General features: G+C 60.1%; 14 protein-coding genes and 1 riboswitch. Of the genes, 7 read left to right on the top strand and 7 right to left on the bottom strand.

Annotated features, from left to right (window positions below; all coding sequences use genetic code 11):
* Positions 1–21 precede the first annotated feature (21 nt).
* Genes NW816_RS08915 through NW816_RS08925 form a run of 3 tightly spaced genes read left to right on the top strand, consistent with a single transcriptional unit; the run spans position 22 to position 1,794 of the window.
* On the top strand, positions 22–396 hold the full coding sequence (locus NW816_RS08915; protein WP_238376778.1) for a hypothetical protein: 375 nt from the start codon (positions 22–24) through the stop codon (positions 394–396).
* An 18-nt stretch (positions 397–414) separates the two neighbouring features.
* Entirely contained in the window at positions 415–1,128 is a 714-nt protein-coding gene (locus tag NW816_RS08920) for an L-threonylcarbamoyladenylate synthase (RefSeq protein WP_414331536.1), read from the top strand.
* Positions 1,129–1,182: 54 nt separating this feature from the next.
* Positions 1,183–1,794 (top strand): PAP/fibrillin family protein, encoded by a 612-nt coding sequence (locus NW816_RS08925; protein ID WP_414408915.1) that lies wholly within the window; start codon positions 1,183–1,185, stop codon positions 1,792–1,794.
* Here the strand turns inward: NW816_RS08925 and NW816_RS08930 are convergent.
* The 6 genes from NW816_RS08930 to trpC form a co-directional block, all read right to left on the bottom strand.
* On the bottom strand, positions 1,791–2,693 hold the full coding sequence (locus NW816_RS08930; protein ID WP_414408916.1) for a hypothetical protein: 903 nt from the start codon (positions 2,691–2,693) through the stop codon (positions 1,791–1,793). The two genes, NW816_RS08925 and NW816_RS08930, sit on opposite strands and share 4 nt — an antisense overlap.
* A 97-nt stretch (positions 2,694–2,790) precedes the next feature.
* Positions 2,791–3,831: a sirohydrochlorin chelatase gene (locus tag NW816_RS08935; RefSeq protein ID WP_414408940.1), complete on the bottom strand. Its 1,041-nt coding sequence runs from the start codon at positions 3,829–3,831 to the stop codon at positions 2,791–2,793.
* A gap of 32 nt (positions 3,832–3,863) precedes the next feature.
* A riboswitch (cobalamin riboswitch) is annotated at positions 3,864–4,000 on the bottom strand.
* A 98-nt stretch (positions 4,001–4,098) separates the two neighbouring features.
* Complete coding sequence (locus NW816_RS08940; protein ID WP_414408917.1) at positions 4,099–6,414, bottom strand: heavy metal translocating P-type ATPase; 2,316 nt, start codon at positions 6,412–6,414, stop codon at positions 4,099–4,101.
* Positions 6,415–6,526: 112 nt separating this feature from the next.
* Positions 6,527–6,721, bottom strand: a complete 195-nt coding sequence (locus tag NW816_RS08945) for a heavy-metal-associated domain-containing protein (RefSeq protein ID WP_414357588.1) — start codon at positions 6,719–6,721, stop codon at positions 6,527–6,529.
* A 64-nt stretch (positions 6,722–6,785) separates the two neighbouring features.
* Positions 6,786–7,025: a DUF5340 domain-containing protein gene (locus tag NW816_RS08950; protein WP_414357589.1), complete on the bottom strand. Its 240-nt coding sequence runs from the start codon at positions 7,023–7,025 to the stop codon at positions 6,786–6,788.
* 65 nt (positions 7,026–7,090) lie between these two features.
* Positions 7,091–8,011: an indole-3-glycerol phosphate synthase TrpC gene (trpC, locus tag NW816_RS08955; RefSeq protein ID WP_414408918.1), complete on the bottom strand. Its 921-nt coding sequence runs from the start codon at positions 8,009–8,011 to the stop codon at positions 7,091–7,093.
* 283 nt (positions 8,012–8,294) lie between these two features.
* Here trpC and hmpF point away from each other — a divergent pair, with 283 nt between their 5' ends.
* The 4 genes from hmpF to fabD all read left to right on the top strand — a co-directional run bounded on the left by hmpF (position 8,295) and on the right by fabD (position 13,361).
* A complete protein-coding gene (gene hmpF, locus NW816_RS08960) occupies positions 8,295–10,025 on the top strand; it encodes a pilus motility taxis protein HmpF (RefSeq protein ID WP_414408919.1) in 1,731 nt (576 codons plus the stop codon).
* Positions 10,026–10,385: 360 nt separating this feature from the next.
* Entirely contained in the window at positions 10,386–11,483 is a 1,098-nt protein-coding gene (gene plsX / locus NW816_RS08965; RefSeq protein ID WP_414357597.1) for a phosphate acyltransferase PlsX, read from the top strand.
* The gene (locus tag NW816_RS08970) at positions 11,483–12,490 is read left to right on the top strand and encodes a beta-ketoacyl-ACP synthase III (protein ID WP_414408920.1); all 1,008 of its coding nucleotides are present in this window, start codon (positions 11,483–11,485) and stop codon (positions 12,488–12,490) included. Before plsX ends, NW816_RS08970 begins: the two co-directional genes overlap by 1 nt.
* A 4-nt stretch (positions 12,491–12,494) precedes the next feature.
* Positions 12,495–13,361 carry an ACP S-malonyltransferase gene (fabD, locus tag NW816_RS08975; protein ID WP_414408921.1) on the top strand — a complete coding sequence of 289 codons (867 nt, stop codon included), beginning with the start codon at positions 12,495–12,497 and terminating at the stop codon, positions 13,359–13,361.
* A 35-nt stretch (positions 13,362–13,396) separates the two neighbouring features.
* On the opposite strand, the gene NW816_RS08980 is transcribed toward fabD, so the two are convergent.
* The gene (locus NW816_RS08980; RefSeq protein ID WP_414408922.1) at positions 13,397–14,899 is read right to left on the bottom strand and encodes a glycoside hydrolase family 3 protein; all 1,503 of its coding nucleotides are present in this window, start codon (positions 14,897–14,899) and stop codon (positions 13,397–13,399) included.
* Positions 14,900–14,918: the final 19 nt, after the last annotated feature.

Genomic DNA, 14,918 nt, shown 5'->3' on the forward strand with positions numbered 1-14,918 from the left:
AGAACCCAGAGACGAGTGGCCATGTATATCTCGGCGGAGGATCTGCCACCGGATTTGCGTCAGATTATGTTGGCCGTTGAACAGGCGGCTCAGGCGAGGGCGGGAGCGTGTGTGGAGCTGCTGATGCTCCTGCGGCTGCTGGAGGAGTTGCACCGCGCGATCCTGGAAGGTGCCTTTCGGGAGTCTTTGCCCAATACCCGTCAAGCTCTGTATCGGGTGCTTCAAGATTTGGAAGAAGCGGGCGACTGGCCCTATCTGCCCCGTCTGCACATCCAAGCCCTGATGCAACAACTGAAGGACTGGCCCGAATCTCAGGGATCCCCGCCCGCGTCGGTGCCACCGACCCCCCGCCCTCTTGTGGAAAACCCCCTGGGGGGTAGCTGCTCCCAGTCTTGACCTCTTCCCATCTGCCCGATGGCCGAGTACTTTAAGCTGCATCCGCAACAGCCCCAGGCCCGTTCCATCCGGCGGATTGCGGCGGCTTTGCGGGAGGGGGCGGTGATGCTTTACCCCACCGATACAGTCTATGCCATTGGCTGCGATGTGACCCACAAACAAGCAGTGGAGCGGGTACGCCGTATCAAGCAGCTCTCCAACGACAAGCCTCTTACCTTTTTGTGCCCTTCTCTCTCACGCATTGCCCACTATGCCCAGGTAACCGATTCGGCCTATCGGCTGATGCGGCGGCTGATCCCGGGCCCGTTTACGTTTCTGTTGCCGGCCACCAAGCTGGTGCCCAAGTTGGTGATGGAGCCCAAACGGAAAACCACCGGCATCCGCGTGCCCGATTCTGCCATTTGTCAGGCTTTGCTGGAAGAGTTGGGCAATCCAATTGTCTCCACCTCTGCCAAGCTGGGGGGGGATCCCGTCGGATCCCTGGACTTAAGTTCTGGGCAAGCCTGGGAGTGGGAGAGCGACCCCTGGGATGAGGGTGGGATCTTTGCGGCTGAAGAGATGCGGCAGTTGGAAAAACAGGTGGATCTGGTGCTGGATGACGATGCCCCCCGTCGGGCCAAGGTCTCTACGGTAATCGATTTGACCGGATCCGAGCCGCTGGTGGTGCGGGCCGGGCTAGGGTATGAGCAGGTGGCAGATCTAAATCTGAAACCCGTAGAAGAAGACGGTTGAGGGCAGCCGGATCTGGCGTTCTCTAAAATGGGGTTGATGCCTTGGAGTGTGCTCATGGCCCTGGCTCAGCAAAAATCGGCTCTGCTGCACCTGCTGGAGGCAACCGACCGGGGCCGGAAAGTCTCCCCTGAGCAGCAAGCCCAGATCCTGTCTCAGATTGCCGCCCTAGAAGCGCTCAACCCCACCCCCAAGCCAACATCGGCTCCTGAAGGGTTGGAGGGGAACTGGCTCACCCTATTTACCACGAGCACAGCTCTGCTGCGGCTGGCACAGTTGCCTTTTTTGACCACCGGCGAGATCTACCAGTGTATTCGGGCCAAGGCTGGACGGGTCTTCAACGTGGCGGAGATCCAGGGATCCGGTTGGCTGGAGGCTTGGATGCCACGGGGAGTCTTGGCTGTATCAGCGCGCTTTTACCCCGAATCTGAGCGCCGGGTGAGGGTGATTTTCGAGCGATTGGTGCTCGGATCCCAAGCTTTGATGAGCTACGAGATCGAGAGTTTTCTCGATTTGCTCGAGCGGGCTCCGGAGCGGATCCCGGCTATTCAAATCGATATCCGCCGCCGCGAGCCAACGGGTTGGCTGGATATCACCTATTTGGATGAAGACTTGCGGCTGGGTCGGGGCAGCGAGGGGAGTGTATTTGTTCTAAAGCGGGTCGGCTAGTCGGAGGATCCAGAGGACTCCGTTTCCGCCCTTTCGTGAGATGGGTTTTGGGTTAGGGTGGAGCTTATTTCCTGTAGAACTTGCAAGGCGCGGTAGGACTCTCGCAAAGTTTGCAGCTCCTGTTGAGTTTGCTCCAGTTGCCGGGCCCATTCTGCCTGTTGGGAGCGCAACTCTCGATTTTCCAATTTTTTGCGCTGCAGGATGCGCTTGAGTTTTTGCTGCTGCTGCTGGAGTTGAGCCCGCTCTGCTTCTGCGTGTTGCAGTTGGGTCCTTTGGCGTTCCAATTCTATTTTCAGGGTGGTGACCTGGGATTGAAGTTGGCGGAGCTTTTGGCGCAGCGCTTGCTCTGGCGTGGGTTTGGTCGACTCGGAGCTTGGAGAAGGGGAAGATGTTTGTAGGTTTTGCAGATGCTGTTGTAACTGTTGGGCTTGGGCCTGCAGGACTCGAGACCGTTGCTGCTCGCTGCGCAGTTGGGCTTGGGCGCGTTCACAGGTCTGGATTTCGGCTTTCACCCGCTGCTTGATGCGGTCAAGGATCTTTTGATGGCGGAGCTGGGTTTGCCGGATCTCCTGAGCCACCTGCCAAGGGCGAGGATCCCCCTTAGGTTGTCGTGGCTCGCCGCCGTGGTCGGCAGGATCAAAGGGAGATAGGGTCGCCACCAGCGATTCTCGAAAGTCGCTCCAGGAAGCCGATTGCAGACCCATCTGAACCACCCGCCAGGCCCCATAGGAGGCCCCAGCGGCAGCCAGGATCCCAGGGATCCCGGCCAGGGAGAGGGAAACCTTGGGCAGGGTGGGCAGGATCTGATCCAACAGCCCCACCACCAGAGCGAAGACGAAAATCCCGCTCCCCGCGGCAGTGGCACCCGAGACCCAAGAGGAGCGGGAAAACATCGTCATTGGCTTTTCGTTATCACAATCGCTAGAGCGGGAAAACCAGGTTCAAAAATGGCCTGTCTGCACTCAGTTTATCCCGCCAGCAGCCTCTGTTTCCCTCTTAGGGCACCTGCCATGCCCGTTGGTGGTAGCCCTCTAATTGGGCCCAGGGATCCCCAGCCGCTGCGTGGGTGTGGCCGTGCTGAGGGTGATGGTGAGAATGAGGGTGGTGATGGGATCCGTGCCCGTGATGGTGGTCATGAGGCTCGTGAGGGTGGTGATGGCTGGATCCAGCTCCAACCTCTGCGCTCACGGCCAGGCGAAACTTGCACAGGTGGCAGTTCATCGGGGTTTGGCCCTGCAGGGCTTCCTGCTCCAGTTGCTGCAGGCTGTGCAGCACCGTATCCACAAGGCCCAATTCCGGCAGCATCAGCCAGTCGATTTCCGACTGTCGTTGTCGTTGTTGTTCCACTGCCGCCTCAATTTTTTTCACCAGCACTCCGGTAAACAGGAAGTAGGGCAGCACGATCACCCGGCGCGGATGCCAGGACAAGGCCCGCTCCAATCCCACGGGCAGGCGGGGATGGGTAATGCCGATAAAGCAAGTTTCCACAGCGGCAAACCCAGATCCTTCCCAAAGCAACCGGGCCAGTTTACAGGCTTCGGCATTGGCCTCGGGATCGCTGGAGCCGCGACCCACAAACAGGAGCACGGTTTCTGCTTCTGGGATCCGCCGCGGTTGGGCAGCTATCAGAGCAGCCAATCGGTCTCGCAGCAGTTGCAGGATCTCGATGCGGATCCCCAACGGCCCACCGTAATGAATGCGCAACTGGGGATAGAGGGCCTGCAGGCGATCCAATTCCATCGTCACATCGAACTTGTTGTGGCGGGCCCCAAACAACAGCAGCGGCAGGACCACAATCTCTTGCCACCCTTGGGCAATACACTGCTGGATCCCTTGGGCGATACTCGGCTCCGTCAGCTCCAGAAAACAAGGGATCACCGGTCGATGGGGAGTGAGGGATTGGTAGACTTGGGCCAACTCCAGAAAGGCTTGCCGCCCTTCAGGGTCGCGGGATCCGTGGCCGATAAGCAATAGGGGCAATGAAGGAGAAGCAAGCTGCCCAACCGAAAGGGGAGGGGAAACACTGAGGGTATTCAACACAAAAAACTCCGTTCCTTGTGAATCGCAAGGGGTACAGGACAACGGCAGGTGGGTGTTCTGGCTGAGGGAGGGATCCCATCACAGTTGCGTCACAGTGGCGGATTTGCACCGCGCTTTCCCCAATCTGCCTGAGCTTTTTAGGTTAGCTTGCCTCTTGCCATTCACCAAGCTCCCGGGGGGGATGTTCTTGTCTGCCAGAAGATAGCCCCGAGACATGAGCGGTCCAGCAGGCTCATCCTCAAAGGAAGGGTTGGGGGTGAGGGCCTAACGCCGGCCTGCCGGTCTGTGGGCTCGAAAGTGTCGCAGGCGCAGGGCATTGGCGACCACCGAAACGGAACTCAGGGCCATGGCTGCCCCCGCCAGCATAGGGTTGAGCAACCAGCCTGTAAAGGGATAGAGCGCCCCAGCGGCAATCGGGATCCCCAGCGTATTGTAGATAAAGGCGAAGAAGAGGTTTTGGCGGATGTTGTTGAGGGTGGCCCGGCTGAGTTGAATGGCAGTGGCGACTCCCCGCAGATCTCCCGACATGAGGGTTATATCGCTGGCGGCCATCGCCACATCCGTACCCGTACCGATGGCGATCCCCACATCCGCTTCTGCCAGAGCCGGAGCATCGTTAATGCCATCTCCCACCATCGCCACCCGGTGTCGAGGTTGTCTGAAGCTGCGAATGTAAGCGGCCTTCTGATCGGGGCGGACTTGGGCAATTACCCGCTGAATGCCTGCCTGCCGGGCAATCGCTTGGGCCGTGGTGGGGTTATCCCCGGTCAGCAGGATCACCTCTAGGCCCATCTGTTGCAGGTGTTGCACTGCCTCAGGAGAGGTGGGTTTGAGCGGATCGGCAATGGCCAACAGCCCCACCAGACTCTGGGATTGCGCTACGCCGATCACCGTTTTGCCCTGGCTTTCCCAGGTCTGAACCCGCTCTGACCAAGAGGGATCCCAAGGGATCCCCATCTCCTGTAGCCAGCTCAGCCGACCGATGCGAATCCACTGATCTTCCACCCAAGCTTCTGCCCCACTGCCTACCCTTGCCTGAAAGTGCCAGGCAGGAGGGATCACAATTTTTTCGGCTTCGGCTTTCTGCACCACCGCCTGGGCCAAAGGGTGTTCCGAGTGCCGCTCTACTGCCGCTGCCAGGCGCAACACCGTCAGGGGAGAGGAGCCATTAGCCCAAATATCGGTGACGGTAGGGCGACCTTCGGTCAGGGTGCCAGTTTTGTCCAAGACCACCGTGCGCAAGTGGTGGGCCAATTCCAGGCTGTCGGCACTTTTCACCAGGATCCCCAATTCCGCCCCTCGTCCCACGGCCACCAGGATCGAGGTGGGGGTCGCCAACCCCAGCGCGCAAGGGCAGGCGATGATCAGCACCCCAATCGTGTTCACCAAGGCCAGTGTCGGGTTATCGGCCAGCACCCACCAGAGCACAAAAGTTAGAACTGCCACCCCAATCACCGCCGGCACAAACCAGGAGGTGACCCGATCCGCCACCTGTTGAATTGGGGCTTTGGATCCCTGGGCTTCCTGCACCAAGCGCACGATCTGGGCCAGAACCGTGTCTTTGCCCACCCGCCGCGCCTCCATCACAAAGCTGCCCGTCTGATTCAGCGTTGCCCCAATCACCTCATCCCCCGCCGACTTGAGTACAGGCAGGCTCTCGCCGGTCACCATGGACTCGTCGAGGGTGGAGGATCCCTCTAGAATGACCCCATCCACCGGCACCTTCTCTCCGGGGCGCACTCGGATCCGATCCCCCACCTGCACTTCCCGAATCGGAATATCCTGCTCCACCCCATGGCGAATTACCCTTGCCGTTTTCGGTTGCAGCCCGATCAGCTTGCGAATGGCTTCGGAGGTTTGCCCCTTAGCCCGTTGCTCCATCCACTTGCCCACCAGAATCAGGGTGGTGACCACCGCCGACACCTCATAATAGACATCCGGGTGCAGTCCTTGCCGGTGAAAATAGTCGGGGAAAACCGTTGGGAAAACAGAATAGAAAAAAGCCGCGCTCGTCCCCAAGGCCACCAGCGTGTTCATATCCGCTGAACGCCGTTGCCAAGCAGCCCAGGCTCCCCGGTAAAAATGCCTGCCCACCCAAAACTGCACCGGAGCCGTCAGCAGCAACTGCAACCAAGGATTGTGCAGCCACATGGGAAAGCCCGGGATTTCCATTCCCAGCATCATCGGCAGGGATCCGATCACCAGCACCGTGCTGATGCCCACCCCCATCGCCACCTTCAGCTTCAATTCCCGTTCTGCGGCCCGTTGGGCGATCCGCTCTGGGTCTGTCGGATCGTCCAGTTGCCAATCCTCTTGGATGAGGCGCGCCCGATACCCCACCCGCTCCACCGCCCGAATCAACGCCTGCGGATCCACCAGCCGGGGATCCCCTTTGACGGTGGCCTGCTCACTGGCAAAATTCACGGATCCGGAGGATACTCCCTGCACCTGAGTGAGGGCCTGTTCGATGCTGCGGGCGCAGGAGGCACAGCTCATCCCTTGCAGGGCCAACTGCCAAGTGCCCTCAGGAGAAGGCGCAGAGGCCGATAGTGCACCCGATGACCCTTTATGGGCAGACATGGCAACACCTTGTTGATGAAACGACAGCTACTCTCCACCCTGGGCAGGGCGAAGGCAGCCATCTGTACAGAAATTCAAAACAGACGCCCGACCGTTCCCGGCCCAAAATTGACTAGGCCGGGGGATATCCCACCTGGGTGAGGGCCTGCCGCAAATCGCTCACAGACCGCCCAGAAGTAATCCGCACCTGTTTGGTTTTGGGATCCCCTTCCACCTGCGCCTGGGGATCCAGTTGCCGCACCGCTTGCGCAATGGTGTCCACGCAAGCCGCACAGGCCAGCTTGGGCACTGTCAAAACAACCTGCATCTTGGGAAACCTCCCCAACCCAATGCCACTGAAAGGATGCTAAACCTTACAGTGGACTGGAAGGTCAAGGGGGAGTCTGAGGCTCGTCCATATTCCAGCGGTAGTCCACCTGATAGCCCCGCTGTCGCCAGTCTTCTTCCAGTTGCACCTGTTGGGTGAGGGCTTTGCGCAGAGAGTTGATCAGCTCTTGTGTGCGGGCTCGGTTGCCGAAATCCTGTTCTTCCACTGCCGGAAAGGTTTGCCGCTCCAATACCCGCAGCAGAAATTCGTAGTGGATGTGAGCCGGCACAGGAATACGTTTCATCGGTCTGAGCAATCCTTAGAGATCCATTGTTCTTAACAGAGATCCATATGATGGAGGGTTCTCATTCACTGAGATGACAACAGGTGGCGCACAGCTTGGCCGGGATCCGGCTGTCTCACCAGAGCTTCCCCCACGAGCACAGAGCGCACCCCCCAGGCCCGCAACTGCTGCAAATCGGCAGGGGTATGGATGCCGGACTCGCTGACAATGGGCAGCTCGCCGAGGAGATCCGAGTGGGCGGCCAACAGGTCGCGCGTTGTGTTCAAGTCCACCGTAAAGGTTCTCAGATCGCGATTGTTGATGCCAATGAGCACCTGCCCCCTGGACTCTTGCAGTTGGGGCAAACGCAGCACCCGCTGCAACTCTTGGGAGGTGTGCACCTCCAGCAGAGCCGCCATGCCCAATTGCCGAATCAGCTTGAGAAAGTAGCCCAAATCCGCATCGGAGAGAATGGCGGCAATCAAGAGCACCGCATCCGCCCCCAAGGCGCGGGCCCAGAGGATTTGGTAGGGGTAGAGAATGAACTCCTTGCACAGGATGGGGATCCCTGCCGCTTGACGGATCTGCCGCAGATACTCGCCACTGCCCTGAAAGAACCGCTCATCCGTCAGCACCGAGAGACAACTGGCCCCACCGGCCTCATAGCTCTGGGCAATGGCCACCGGGTCAAAGGGATCCCGGAGAACGCCGCGGCTGGGGGAGGCTTTTTTGACCTCGGCAATCAAGGAAACAGGGTGAGGAGACTGGGTAAGAGCCGCCACAAAATCCCGCACCGGCGGGGCTTGATCCAGTTGCCGTTGCAATTGCTTCAGGGGAAGCTGCTCCCGTTGGCGCTCCACCTCCTGTTCTTTGTGCCAGACGATCTCTTCCAAAATGTGGCGCGGCTTGGCTTCCGGCGCTGTTGTCTGGTACACCTGAGAGGCTACGACCACCGGCGGGGCAGGAGAACGCCGACGAATAGAAAGCGGCTCACCTTGCAGCTCCATACAAACCCTGAGCAGAACCCTACACCACACCCTAGACTACCTTAGTGCTCCGCCACCGGTTTGAATAGCTACCCCGGACATCCCCAAAACTCATCTGGCGAAGGTGCTTTTTTTAGCCTATGGTTGAGTCTAGAGCGGTAAGGTATAGAGTCTGATGCCATCTTTTGCGCCTTGGGGAGCCCTACTCCGGCAGCCGTTCATTGTTCCCCAGCCAGGGGCGAGGGCTCGGTGGGGTTAGGGTTTGGGATTGGCGTTGTCCATGCTGTTTTGAAGGAGTTCAGGCGTGCTGTACCTGGCAGAGCTATCCAAGCCGATTGGGTTTGCTAAGTCGTCTCTACAATTGCTGGCCAAGCAGCAGCAGGACAATACCTGGGTGGCCGTGAACGAAGAATCGATTACCCTGGAAGGCCGCATTGCCCAGGAGGCCGGGCGTTTCAAGGATGGGTCGCTGGTGCTGGCGGAAATCTCCGGCAGCCGTCAGGTCGCCCGCATCAGCGAAGCTGCTCGCCAACTGGTGACTTACCTGCAAAACTTCAGCCAACTTCAGCTCAAAGCCCGCAGCCAGGAAGAGGAGATCGAGGTTTGGAAACAGTCCCTCACCTTTCAGGCCCATGAGCTTAAACGCCGCGAGATGGATCTGGCAGCCCAAGAAGAAGAGGTGCAGCGGCTGTACGAGCAATACAAAGCCGTAGAGGAAGATCGCAAACTCCTGGACAGCCTCAAAGAGGAGCTGGCAGCCCAGCAAGCTTACTTGGCCGAACAACAGCGGCTGATCGGAGAACAGCGGGAAGCTCTGAATCGACAGCGGCAAGAGTTGGAAGCTCAATTGCAAGAAGCTCGCTCCAGCCGATTGGGGGAAGCAGAAGCAGCGCAGCTACAGGCTTTGGTGCAGCAGCTCCAGGAGACTCTACATCCGGCTGGGGATCCCTTGGCGCTTCTGCAGAGCTTGAAAAGCCACATTCAGCAGCAGCAGGAGCACTTGAATCAACAGATTGCCCAACTGGAAGCAGAACGTCAGCAGGCCCAGATCCGGCAAGACGAGCTGGATCGGGACTACCGCGCTTGGCAAGAACGCCGCGCCGCTTGGTGGGGATCCCGACAATCCCTGGAGCACAGCCAAGCAGAATGGCAAACTCGGCAGGGATCCCTGCGAGCCCATCAAGAGCACCTGCAGAGGATTCTCCAGCAGCTGCAATCTCAAGAGAGCCTATACCAGAAAGCCTCTCGTCTGGTGCAGGAATATGACTTTATCGTCGATGGCAGCAGCAACGGCAGGGCTGGGGAGCCGGCGATCTCGGTCGAGGAGCTGGCGGCTTTGGTCAGCCAACTGCGCCGGGATTACGAGCAGCGGGCGGCCCAAGTTAGCCAGCAGCGGGCCGAGCTGGAGCAAAATCGCCAAGCCCTACGGGAGCTGCAAGAGCGTTTGGCCACTGCCTCTCCCGAAGAGCGGTTCGATATCGAAATGGATATTGACTACGCTCAGTCTGCTTGCAGCGCCCTCGAAGAAGCTCTGCTGCCTCAGGAGAAAAACCTACAGCGGGAATACGAAGAGTTGACCCGCCAAGAGGCCCGCCTCAGCCAGCTTCAAGGGCAGGCCGCTGCCGCCCCTACCTTGGTCGATATTGGCCCGATTCTGGATCAGATCGGCAGCCAAAAACAGGATCTCCTTCAAGAAAAAGGTCGCTTGCAAAGCCTCATCCAACAATTGGATTCTTCTTTACCTTCTCAACAAGAGCAGCTTGCCCGCCAACGGCAAGAGTTGGAGCAGCAGTGGCAACACCTGGAGCAAGAGGAGGGATCCCTGCGGGCCCGCGCCCAGGCCATGGCAGAAACCTGGGGTCGCCTCAATCACCTGCAGGCCACCCTCTATCCAGAGCGGGATCGGTGGGCAGCGTTGGCAGGAGAATTGGCGCAGTTGGAGACGGAGCTGGGCCAACACCAGGCCAGAAACTCCACCGCACGCGACCACGTCCAGCAGGTACACTCTCTCTTGGCTACCCTCGCGCAGGCGTGAGGAAGTCCACGTTTCCTATGCAGGGTGGGGAAGAAGCAGCGCAAACGGATCCCTTCGGGCTCGGTGCGGAACCTACGGCCTTGATTGAGGAAAACAAATCTGTTGACATACCCCCCGCTCTAGAGGGCAAGGATTCTGGTTTCTGGTTCTACGACAGCACTTACGAGGAACTGCGTAGCGGTAGGGCGGGGCTTTAGATCCAGTTTTTTGGTACAATTCGGTAGCATCCTGCAGCCATTAAGGCTCCCAATTTTCCGGCAGGGGGACTGCAGAGGTCGCTGCGCTTTCCCTGACGCTTGACTTGCAGTTGCCGAGGATATTCCAGTGTGAGGTCAGCTTGTGCGAATTGCGGTTGATGCGATGGGGGGCGACTACGCTCCCGAAGAGATCATCAAGGGCGCCTTGCTGGCCCATCGGCATCTGCGGGTCGGGATTGCGCTGGTCGGTCGTCCAGAGTCCCTCAAGCCCTTTTTGCCTCAGCCCTTGCCTGCTGGGATCACCATCGTGCCTGCCGAGGACGATGTGGGCATGGCGGAAGAGCCGTTGATGGTACGCAAAAAGCCCAAAGCCTCCATCAACGTCTCAATGCAACAGGTGCGCTCCAACCAAGCCGATGCTGTGGTGGCCGCCGGGAATACCGGAGCAGCGATGGCTGCGGCCTACCTTCATTTGGGCCGGCTGGCAGGGATCGATCGCCCGGCCATTGGTGCTCTTCTGCCCACTTTAAGAGGCAAGCCGGTGTTGCTTTTGGATGTGGGAGCCAATGTAGATTGCCGGCCCCGCTTTTTGGAGCAGTTTGCCCGTATGGGATCCCTCTACTGCCAGTGTGTACTGGGGGTCGAGCGTCCGCGGGTGGGCCTGCTCAACATCGGCGAGGAGCCCAACAAGGGAAACGATTTGGCTCTGGCCACCCACCAGCGCCTGGCCCAATTGCCAGGGATCCATTTTGCCGGCAATGCCGAGGGGCGGGATGTGCTGACCGGGGAGTTTGATGTGGTGGTGTGCGACGGCTTTGTGGGCAATGCCCTCCTCAAGTTTGCCGAGAGCGTCGGACAGGTGATCACCCAGGTGCTGCGGGAGGAGCTGCCCCGCGGTTGGCGCGGCAAGTTGGGCTGCTGGCTGCTCCGACCCAACCTAAAACAGGTGAAGCGGCGGATGGACTACGTGGAGTATGGCGGCGCTTTGCTGCTCGGAGTCAACGGCATCTGCGTGATTACCCACGGCAGCTCCAAGGCGGCGATGGTTTACCATGCCATTCGTTTGGCCAAAGAAGCGGCGGAGCAAAAAATCCTGCAGCGACTGCAGGCGGAGATGGCCGATCCTCGCGAGTCTAATCCCAGCTCTGAACGGCCTTTAAGGACTCCGTCCCGCTGTCGCGAACAGTCCGCCTCTGACTCCGTCCCGCTGTCGCGATCAGAGGTGCTGCCTCTGCGGCCCTTGGATTGCGTGGAAGGGTAGTGTCCATGCCCAGCAATGGCCTCCCGACCGTGCGGCTGGTGGGGGTGGGGGCTGCCCTGCCGGATCCCTGCTTGAGCAACGACGACCTCAGCCAGATCGTTGCAACTTCTGACGAATGGATTTGGCCCCGCACCGGTATCCGCCAACGACGCATTCTCCCCCCCCATCTGAGTTTGGTGGACTTGGCGGCTCAAGCGGCGAAGGCTGCTCTGGATCGGGCTGGGATCCCGCCACAAGATCTGGATTTGATCCTGCTGGCCACTTCCACCGGCGTCGATCGGTTTGGCTCGGCCCCTCAGGTGCAGGCAGCTCTGGGAGCAACGCGGGCGGTGGCCTTTGATCTGACGGCAGCCTGCACGGGCTTTGTCTTTGCAGTGGCCACGGCAGCGCAGTTTTTGCAAACCGGGCTGTACCGGCGGGCCTTGGTGGTGGCGGCGGATGTGCTCTCCCGCACGGTGGACTGGGCGGATCGCACCACCTGTGTCTTGTTTGGAGATGGGGCTGGGGCAGTGGTTCTGGAGGCGGGGGAAACCGGCGGGATCCTCAGCATTGAGCTGCGCAGCGATGGCAGTGGCAGCGAGCTACTCAGCTTGTCCATGGCTACAGAGGCCAAGCCCCTGGTGGGATCCCTGCAGGTGGGGCAATACCGCTGCTGCCCCATCGCCATGAATGGCCGCGAGGTCTACAAGTTCGCCGTCCAGGCGGTGCCGGAGGTTATCGAGAAGGCTCTCTTCCGGGCCGGGATCCCGGCGGAGGCGGTGCAGGGGTATTTTATTCATCAGGCCAACCAGCGCATTCTCGATGCGGTAGCCAAGCGCCTGCAGCTGGATCCGCAGCGGGTGGCCAGCGTCCTAGAGTATTACGGCAACACCTCGGGCGCTTCGGTGCCGATTGCCTTGGCCACTTGGATCGAGCAGGGACGCTTTGGCGCCGGCGATCTGGGGGTAATGGCAGGCTTTGGTGCCGGCCTCACCTGGGGGGCGATTGTGTTTCGTTGGGGGAAGTGAATTGATGACCGTTGCCTGGATCTATCCCGGCCAGGGATCCCAAGCGGTGGGCATGGGAAGGGACTTGCGGAACTGGCAGGGAGCAGCCCAGAAGTTGGCTTTGGCCCGTGAGATGTTGGGATGGGATCCCCTAGATTTATCGGAAGACCAGATCCACCAGACCGGCTACACACAACCGGCTTTGTTCACCGTATCGGCCCTGTTGACAGACTATCTCTACGCCCAGGGTCAGGCTCCTGCCTGCACTGCCGGCCACAGTCTGGGCGAATACAGCGCCCTCTATGCTGCCGGCGTGTTTGATTTCGAGACCGGCCTGCGGCTGGTGGCGCTGCGGGGCCAACTGATGGAAGCTGCAGGGGATCCTCCAGGCCACATGGCAGCGGTGATGGGGTTTGACCGCGACAAGCTAGAGCATCTGTGCCAGATGATCCCCGATGTCACCCTTGCCAACGACAACAGCCCGGATCAGGTGGTGATCAGCGGCTCAGTGGAGGGGGTGCAAGCCGTCTGTGAGCAGTTGCAGGCCAAGCGCACCGTTCCCCTCAAGGTAAGTGGCGCCTTTCACTCGCCCTTTATGCAGGCTGCTGCCGAGGAGTTTGCCCACACCTTGCGCGCTGTTGACTTTCAGCCGCCGCGAGTGCCCGTCTACAGCAACTGCACTGCCACCGCCAGCCGGGATCCGCAAGCCCTTAAGCAGGCGCTGCTGGCCCAGATGACTGCCCCTGTCCGCTGGCGAGAGACGGTGCTGCACATGGCTGCCGACGGCATCCAAGAGGTGTGGGAAATCGGCCCCGGAAATGTTCTGACGGGCTTGGTGAAGCGAACGGTGCCGGCCCTGGCGCGGCGCACTGTCAGCAGCCTCAGCAGTTAGTGGATCTGTTTTTAACGGGAAAGAGCTCTGTCCCGCTAACGCGACCGGGATCCCTCCGGGTGGGATCCAACCGGCAAGCGACCCTGGGCCGGGATCTGTCCCAACAACACCTGCAGCAACGCCTGTAGAGAGACGGGGGTAGTGCCGTAGCAGGCCAAATAGACCGGGATCTGGGGCAGGGCAAAGGCGTCGTAGGGGGATCCCAAGGCCAACCCAATCACCTTTTCCGGCGGAAGGGATCCCAGCAGCAACCTCTGCGCCGGATGCCGCCACGTCTCCAGGGATCCCACCAGCACCTGCGCAGCCCTTTGAGCCCCTTCTTGGGCAATCCGCTGCTGTTCGGGGGTGGGATCCAGAGGGATGGAGAACACTTGGGCAGCGGGACAGGCTTTTTGCAGCAGCTCCCCCAACAAAGGTACAGGGGTGATAAGCAGCGGGTCAGGGGCCAAGGGAGGCAGGGATCCCCGTACTAGGGTGATGCTGTCTTGGGCGATTTGGCGGGCCAGTGCCCGGTGGTTTTCCAAGCTGGCAGGGGGGAAAGGGGGGCAGGGGGATCCCAATCCGTAGCGCCGCTTCAAGGTCAAAATTCGCTCCACTGACCGATCCAACTGCTCAACCGACAAACGACCGGCACGGAACTCCCGCAGCAGATGGGCATAGGCTTCTTTTTGGATGGCCGGGCTAAAGCCGGGATCTGCCCCAAACAGCAGCACATCGGCCCCTGCCCTAAAGGCCAGTTCTGCCGCTTCGGGAATGCCGTAGGTGCGGGCAATGGCCCCCATGGTCAGGGAATCTGTCAGGACGAGACCCTGGAAACCCAGCCTCTGCCGCAGCCAGCCGGACACCACCTCAGGGGCCAGCGTTGCCGGTCGCACGGATCCCAGAGCCGGCATCACCACATGCGCCGTCATCATCGCCTCTGCCCCTGCCCGGATCAAAGCCTGAAACGGGCGCAATTCCGTGGTCTGTAGCGCCTCCAGAGGGCGATCCACCCGCGGCAACCCCAGGTGGGAATCCATATCGGTGTCCCCATGGCCGGGAAAATGTTTGGGCGTACAGAGGATCCCGGCTTGCCGATAGCCGCGCCACAGGGCGAGGCCGTAATCTGTCACCTGTTTCGGGTCTGACCCAAAGGCTCGGATGCCGATGATGGGGTTGTGGGGGTTGCTGTTCACGTCCACAACAGGGGCGAAGTTGAGGTTAAACCCCAAACTTTTCAGCTCCGTTCCCACCGCACGGGCCATAGCTTCCGCCTTTGCCAGGGATCCCGCTGCTGCCACTGCCATGGCGCTGGGGAACACCGTCACCCCCTCGGTAAGGCGCACCACCGGCCCCCCCTCTTGATCAATGGCTATCCACAGGGGGACAAGGGCTTGTGCCTGAGCCGCGGCAATGAGCTGGGCCACCTGAGGCAACGTTTGAATGTTGCCGGCAATCGAATAGAAGATCAGCCCGCCCACGTGGTAGTCCCGGATCATCTCCTCGAGAGCGGAGGAAAACTCAGCTCCCTCAAAATAAACCAGAAACAGTTGCCCCACTTTCTCCTCAAGGCTCCAA

The sequence above is a fragment of the Synechococcus sp. W55.1 genome, from assembly GCF_047461655.1.
Lineage (GTDB): Bacteria > Cyanobacteriota > Cyanobacteriia > Thermostichales > Thermostichaceae > Thermostichus.

Coding starts and splice junctions, on each gene's coding strand:
- plsX (WP_414357597.1), top strand. CDS start 10,386: ATGGGGGGCGACTACGCTCCCGAAGAGATCATCAAGGGCGCCTTGCTG.
- NW816_RS08940 (WP_414408917.1), bottom strand. CDS start 6,414: ATGTCTGCCCATAAAGGGTCATCGGGTGCACTATCGGCCTCTGCGCCT.
- NW816_RS08915 (WP_238376778.1), top strand. CDS start 22: ATGTATATCTCGGCGGAGGATCTGCCACCGGATTTGCGTCAGATTATG.
- fabD (WP_414408921.1), top strand. CDS start 12,495: ATGACCGTTGCCTGGATCTATCCCGGCCAGGGATCCCAAGCGGTGGGC.
- NW816_RS08930 (WP_414408916.1), bottom strand. CDS start 2,693: ATGACGATGTTTTCCCGCTCCTCTTGGGTCTCGGGTGCCACTGCCGCG.
- trpC (WP_414408918.1), bottom strand. CDS start 8,011: ATGGAGCTGCAAGGTGAGCCGCTTTCTATTCGTCGGCGTTCTCCTGCC.
- NW816_RS08920 (WP_414331536.1), top strand. CDS start 415: ATGGCCGAGTACTTTAAGCTGCATCCGCAACAGCCCCAGGCCCGTTCC.
- NW816_RS08950 (WP_414357589.1), bottom strand. CDS start 7,025: ATGAAACGTATTCCTGTGCCGGCTCACATCCACTACGAATTTCTGCTG.
- NW816_RS08945 (WP_414357588.1), bottom strand. CDS start 6,721: ATGCAGGTTGTTTTGACAGTGCCCAAGCTGGCCTGTGCGGCTTGCGTG.
- NW816_RS08925 (WP_414408915.1), top strand. CDS start 1,183: ATGGCCCTGGCTCAGCAAAAATCGGCTCTGCTGCACCTGCTGGAGGCA.